6 protein-coding genes and 1 pseudogene are annotated in these 6904 nt (G+C 36.6%); all 7 read left to right on the plus strand.

Annotated features, from left to right (window positions below; genetic code table 11):
• Window positions 1–302: pseudogene (locus tag V7659_RS09480) on the plus strand (iron-containing alcohol dehydrogenase); the annotation flags it as partial.
• 177 nt (window positions 303–479) lie between these two features.
• Window positions 480–2384, plus strand: a complete 1905-nt coding sequence (locus tag V7659_RS09485) for an alkyl/aryl-sulfatase (protein WP_335539659.1) — start codon at window positions 480–482, stop codon at window positions 2382–2384.
• A 160-nt stretch (window positions 2385–2544) separates the two neighbouring features.
• A complete protein-coding gene (locus V7659_RS09490; protein WP_335539661.1) occupies window positions 2545–3816 on the plus strand; it encodes an MFS transporter in 1272 nt (423 codons plus the stop codon).
• 85 nt (window positions 3817–3901) lie between these two features.
• The gene (locus V7659_RS09495) at window positions 3902–4597 is read left to right on the plus strand and encodes a hypothetical protein (RefSeq protein WP_335539663.1); all 696 of its coding nucleotides are present in this window, start codon (window positions 3902–3904) and stop codon (window positions 4595–4597) included.
• A 33-nt stretch (window positions 4598–4630) separates the two neighbouring features.
• The gene (locus V7659_RS09500) at window positions 4631–5185 is read left to right on the plus strand and encodes a polyhydroxyalkanoate biosynthesis repressor PhaR (RefSeq protein ID WP_335539665.1); all 555 of its coding nucleotides are present in this window, start codon (window positions 4631–4633) and stop codon (window positions 5183–5185) included.
• 23 nt (window positions 5186–5208) lie between these two features.
• A complete protein-coding gene (locus V7659_RS09505) occupies window positions 5209–6264 on the plus strand; it encodes an alpha/beta fold hydrolase (RefSeq protein ID WP_335539667.1) in 1056 nt (351 codons plus the stop codon).
• 45 nt (window positions 6265–6309) lie between these two features.
• Window positions 6310–6705 (plus strand): YidH family protein, encoded by a 396-nt coding sequence (locus V7659_RS09510; RefSeq protein WP_335539669.1) that lies wholly within the window; start codon window positions 6310–6312, stop codon window positions 6703–6705.
• The last annotated feature ends 199 nt before the right edge of the window (window positions 6706–6904 follow it).

Below are 6904 nucleotides of genomic sequence, written 5' to 3' on the forward strand. Positions count from 1 at the left end.
TGGAGTCCCTGCCGACGTACTATTTGCCAAGAATTACGGGGTTCGCCCAAGCGTTGGGTATAGCAAATCCATCAGAACAACCCGAAAAATGTTTAGAGGAAGTTGTCCAATATATAAGGGATCTCCGCAAAGCAGTGAATTTGCCAGACACTTTTGGTGAATTTGAATGTAACGAAGAGACACTTCAACATTTGGTACCAGCTGTTCATAATGACCCTGCCGGAGTTTTCTATAAGATACCAGCCACGATTATCACCAAAGTAATAAATGAAGTTTTCGAGGTACCTGCGATAAAGGCTTAATCTCGTTTACAAGATGTAAAGCGCAAATTTTACATTTCATAATCTGGCAATCTACTTATATGGAAAACACTTGAAAACCTCCTCTTAATGTTTGGTTGGTGAACTGACATTATAGCCAGGTAGTCAAAAGTGTTTTCCTTTTTTTGAATTTTAAAATAATAATTCATGGAGGTTTGTATGAAAAGTAAAGTTTCAACTCAACCTATGTCCGCAACTTCTTTTACAAAAAAGGCAAATTTAGCAGTGTACGAATATCTAAATTTTGATGATTTACAGGATTTCGTAGATGCAAACCGAGGCTTTATTGCACCTTTAGAATCTACAATTATTAAAGATGATTCTGGGGAAGTCGTCTGGGACATCGATAAGTTAGAATTTCTAAACGATACTGCTCCTGAAACAGTTAACCCAAGTTTATGGAGAAATGCACAATTACAGACTATCTCTGGTTTGTTTGAAGTTGTAGAAGGGGTTTATCAAATTCGTGGACAATCAATCGCCACCACTTTCTTTTTTGAAGGTAAACAAGGAGTCATTGTCTGTGATGCATTAGGAAGCACTGAATCTGCTGAAGCTGCAATGGAATTATATTATAAGCATCGTCCAAGAAAGCCAGTTTCGGCTATCATTATTAGTCAAAGTCATGCGGACCATTTTGGCGGTATTCAAGCCGTTCTAAAATATGCGGAAGATCCTACCATTCCGATCATAGTTCCCCAACATTTTACCAAAGAAGCATTAAGTGAAAATGCTCTATTAGGTACCATAATGGCGCGTCGTGCAGAGTATCAGTTTGGTAAGAATATCCCAGATGGCACGATGGGTTCTGTATCTATAGGAATAGGAAATACGATGAGTTCCGGGACAATGAGTTTTGCGCTGCCTACGGTTGAAATTGAAAACGAAATCCAAACGATGGAAATCGATGGGGTAACCTTTCAATTTCTATTAACTCCAAACACAGAAGCACCAGCTGAAATGCATTTTTATATCCAAGAGTACAAAGCATTATTTGTATCAGAGAACGCTAATCAATTGATGCATCAAATTTATACGGTAAGAGGAGCAAAGACTCGGGATGCCTTACATTGGGCTAATTCTCTCGATAAAACAATCGATTTATTTGAAGATGAAGAGATTGATGCCTTGCTCATGATCCATGCATGGCCTGTTTGGGGTAAGAATCAGGCATTAAACCATCTGAAAATGCAACGTGATTTATATAAATATATGCACGATCAGACAGTGCGTTTAGCCAATCACGGATATACGATGGATGAAATAGCTGAGACAATCAAACTTCCAAAAGCATTGGATACTTATTGGGGGAATCGTGGGTATTATGGTACGTTAAAGCATAATTCAAAGGGAATTTACAATTTTTACTTAGGTTATTATAGTGCTCATCCTTCAGATTTAGATCCATTACCACAAGTGGCAGCTGGCCTTAAATATGTAGAATACATGGGTGGAGCAGCTACCATTTTGCAAAAAGCAAAAGATGACTTTGATAATGGTGAATATCGCTGGGTAGCTCAAGTATTAAAAAATGTCGTAATGGCTGACCCAGAAAATTCGGATGCAAAAAATTTATTAGCTATGGCTTTCGAACAATTAGGATACCAAGCAGAATCAGCCAATTGGCGTAATATTTATCTTGTTGGTGCATCCGAACTAAGAAATGGCATTAATAAAGATAATTCGCCATTAGATGTTTCTGGAGTCATTAAAAATATGCCAGTAGATGAATTCTTAAAGCTGATAGCTGTTAAACTAAACGGTCCAAAAGCTGATGGTATAACAATAACGTTGAATGTAACGTTATCAAATTCCGATCAAGAATATACAATTTTTTTAGAAAATTCCGTTTTAATATATAAAGCAGGTGAGTTAAATGCTGATCCAGATGTTTCCTTAGCTCTTGATCAATTCACATTCTATGGAATTGGACTTGGCCTGCTTTCACCAGAACAAGCCGTAGCAGCAGGTAAATTAATCATCTCTGGTGACCAAACAAAATTGAATGAATTTTTATCACTTTTAGATGAGTTCGACCGGTTACCAAATATCGTAACACCTTAATTAACTGAGAAAAATCATTTATGATTCAATTTTTTCACAATAAGCACCTGTTCAATCTTGCTCGCTATAAAGGCTGGCATAGCAGGTGTTTTTTCTCCTTAGATATGATTGCTAATTTTTATCGAAAAAATGAATATATTTGATGAGAGGCGGAGTTTGAATGAAAAGTTGGACGAAATGGATTATTTTACTTTCACTTTTTATTATGTCTATTGTTAATTTTGCCGATAAATCCATTACAGGTTTAGCCGGAATTCATATTATGAAGGATTTGAATCTAACTTTCTCTCAATTTGGAATTGTGGGAAGCAGTTTTTTTTGGTTGTTTTCATTAGCTGGAATATTAGGGGCTTCTTTATCAGACCGTTATGGAACTGGAAAGCTATTGGCTGTTATGGCGATTATTTGGACCATTTCGCAATCAATGGTGCTGTTTGTTTCAGGCCTTCCACTACTTTTATTTACTAGAGTATTACTAGGTGTAGGAGAAGGTCCTTTTCAAGCAACTGCTGTCAGTCATATTAGTAAATGGTTTAAACCGGAATCACGTGGATTAGCCATATCAATCTTAAATTTTGGCAATGTTGTGGGCATAGCTGTTACAGCTCCGATAGTGGTTTTTTTAATGTCAAATTATGGTTGGAAACAAACGTTTTTTATTTCTGGCATTCTTAGCTTTGTCTGGTTAATTGGTTGGCTTTGGCTCGGACGGCTGACATCAGATGTTCCGTTTGAAGAAGAGGGAAGTATACAGAAAAACAAACAAGAGACAAATAGGAAAGACATCTGGAAAGCGTTACGATCTCCTATTTTTATTTTTACATCCTTAGCGGCATGTATCGGCTTTTCTTTTATTGTCTTTGGACTTACCTTTAATCCCGCCTATTTAATGAGAGTTAAGGGGTTCACTGAACAACAAGCTGGAAAAATTATTGCTATTTCCGGATTAATAGGCGCTATAATTTCATTAGTACTGGCAATCATTTCAGATCGAATATACAAAAAAACTCTAAATTTATGGAAGTCGCGAATTCTTTTTTCTGCCAGTAGTCTGATTCTAGCAGGCATTTTTTACGCGATATATCCCCTTGTTTCTGGGAAGGGTTCGATCATCATCGTCCTTTCTATAGTGTATACATTAGCAGTTACAGCTGCAAACCTTAATCCTACAGTAATCATTAGTTTACTTCCAGAGCGGAGAGGTGTTATGACAGGTACTTATTATGGAATTATGACATCCTCAGGTATTTTTGCTCCCATCATTTTTGGAAAGCTCATTCAAGCTTCAGGTGCAAATCCAGCAGTGGGTTTTAGCGCATCCATTTATGGAATCTCTGTTGCTTTGGTGGTTACAGCTATGTTCATGTTCCTTTTCGGAAAGCCAAAACAACGAGTCTCAACAGAGAATGATAAAAGAACAGTGAACCTCTAAGAGATTATTTCACTGGACTAATTAATAACCCAGATTTCAAACTAAACCAAAATCTTTAATATATTTTTAATAGGATGTGCGTAAAATGGCTGCAAAAAAAGATAATTTAAAAGAATCGTTGGAAGATACAATAACGCAAAAGCAAAAACAAGAAGTTGACGAAACGGTAGAAACGGTAGATCAACCATTACTAGAGGGAAAACAGGGCGAAGAAATCAATGTCGAAGACGAAAATGAAGCATCGCTTTCTAGCCTTGACTTGCTTGGGAGATATGCAATTCATGAATTAGATGAATGGGCAAAGTGTGCTGAACATCGCGACGAAGTCTTTTTTAAAGAGCTGAGAAGATGCTCTGAAAGTGTACAACGGAATCAGGGAAATATAAAAGCAATAGTAGAGCAATTTACAAAGGAATTGACTGAATGGGAAAAGATTGCACGAGATGAATTTTTAATGTCAACTACCACCTTGCAGCATTTCTTTCCAATTCAGTCTTATGAGGAAATTAATGCGCAAATGGATCAGATTCAAAAGAGAGTATTGTCTCTCTTAATTACTCCGTCTCAAACCATTGCAAATTGCCAGGAGATTGAGAAATACCAAGAAATGATGGATCAATATATTGATCTTAGGAAAAAAGGAAGATTGCAATATATCAAAACTGTTAAACAAGCTGGAAATCCGCTCTATGAATATCAAAAAGGATTAGTTAATCAGTTTGCAACACAATTCAAAGAACTTATTTTCCCGCTAAATAAATATATGGAAAAAACGGAATAACCTACAAATTCTTAATTTAAGGAGAACAACAACATGTCAAACGAAAAAATCTTTGATTCATCTTTTGGATTTAACCAATTGAGTGAAATGTGGGACAAACAATTAACTGGCCTATTATATAACCTAACAGACAACAAAGAGTTTGTTCGCACAGCAAGTTTCGGCCTTAACACCTATTCATCTTACCTAGAGCGACTTAGAAAGAACCAAGAGCTTTTTGCGTCACTAATGAATATCCCGACAAAGAAAGATGTCGCGAATGCCGCGAAGCTATCTATTCAGACAGAAGAAAAAATTGATATTTTAGAAGAACAAATTTGGAAATTACAAGACAGTGTAAGCTCCATTACGAAAGAAAATGTAGGAATGTTCGAAGAGATATTAACAATTGTCATGCAAATGAAGAATGAATTCCAAAAGATGTCCCAAGAGGTAGTGGAAGCCAAAAAAATGAATGATGACCTTCAGGAATTGCGGAAAGAAATAGAGAGAGGTCTCATCGAAATAGAGCAGAAAAAGCAGAAAAAAGAACCGGAAAAAAAGCAGGATAAAGATCTAGTGCTCACCGGTACAAATAAAATTAAATAACATCGAGGAGAGCAGTGATCAAAATGAAAACATTAGGAACGAACCTTTTTCCGCTCTTAAACTTAGAAAAAGAAACGAAACGGTGGAACCAGCTTTATAAAATTATGACCGAGCCAAAGCCAGAGATTGTACCTACACCGAGACAGACTGTCTGGAAGAAAAGTAAAGCAACCTTATGGTACCATCCTGCAAAGGAAAAAAGACATGCCATCCCCGTATTTCTAGTCTACTCCTTGTTAAATAAGGCGTACATTCTTGATATCGGGGAAGGAAGCAGCGTTATAGGCGGACTTACCGAGCGCGGCTATGATGTCTACTTATTGGATTGGGGCTCCCCTGGGCTAGAAGATTCTGATATCACTCTTGATAATTATATCATTGATTATTTAGAGAACGCCCTTAAACGTGCTTTAAGACATTCAGGTGCAAAGGAAATATCCCTTGCCGGTTATTGTCTGGGTGGAACCATTGCAGCCATTTTGGCTTCCATAACGAAACTGCCAATTAAGAATTTATCACTTGCAGCCGTTCCAATCGATTTTAGTATCGGCATCTTTCCTGATAAGTTGCTGGAAGCTCTACAAAAAGGGCAGCTAAATCTTGACCGTTTTGCCGATGCACATGGGACCATTCCAACAGAAATTATGTATTTGATATTTAGAATGGTTTCACCGGGTTTTGCAGGTTCTAAAATCAATCTGGTCACCCGTGCACATGATGAGAAATATGTAGAAAAGTGGCGCCGAATGAATAAGTGGACGAAGGACTCTACTTCGTTTGCAGGTGCTGCATTCAAACAGCTGTTCAACGATCTCTATCAAGAGAACAAACTCTTAAAGGGAGAATTGGTGATTGGGGGCAGGAAGGTGGATTTAAAGAATATAAACTGCCCGCTTTTTGTCTTCTCTTGCTCACGTGACACAATTATATTAGAGAAGCAAAGTCTTCCGGTGATGGACCTTGTTTCAAGTAAGGATAAAACTTATGAGGTTTATGAAGGTGGACATGTTTCGCTTGTCTTGACCGGGGTATTCGCTGAAGTTTGGGATAAGTGGCTTTCGGCTCGATCACAGGAATAATTATTTTACAAGAATAAATTATATGCAGAAAGGATTCATTTCCTTATGAAAGCATTATATAGAATAGAAGAGTCTTCAGGAGACAGTGTAAAGTATGCACAGCAGCATTTAGCAAATGAAAGAACGTACCTTGCCTGGATTCGAACAGCGATATCTATTGCTGGAGTAGGTTTTTTAACGACTTCCTTGCATTTTACAAGTAAAATTAGCTCGAATCCATTTATTAATACCTTAGTTATCATTCTTGGAATTTTTGCATGTGTGATTTGCTTTATTATTTGCGTATTGTCTACATGGCAATACAGAAAGAAAAGAAGGGAAATCCAAGAGGGGATCTACATACCTTCTAATCATTCTATTATTTTTGTATCAAGTATATTTTCTTTTTTAGTTTTTATGATTTTAATGTACCTCACTCTCTTACTATTAATAAAATCTTAATAAAATTTGTAATATTTAGAAGCATACTTATTCCAAGAAGAATGAGTAAGTCGAGGCATGTAACAGTAGTATGTGACATGCCTTTTCCTGTTCTATTTAACATTTATCAATACATTGGCCATTTTTAATGCTTTACCTGTTTTTTTCTGATTAAGATAATAATTAAATAATTCTTTTTCGGAACGTTTGATTAAATAAA

The organism is Neobacillus drentensis (genome assembly GCF_036966985.1).
GTDB lineage: Bacteria > Bacillota > Bacilli > Bacillales > Cytobacillaceae > Neobacillus > Neobacillus drentensis_E.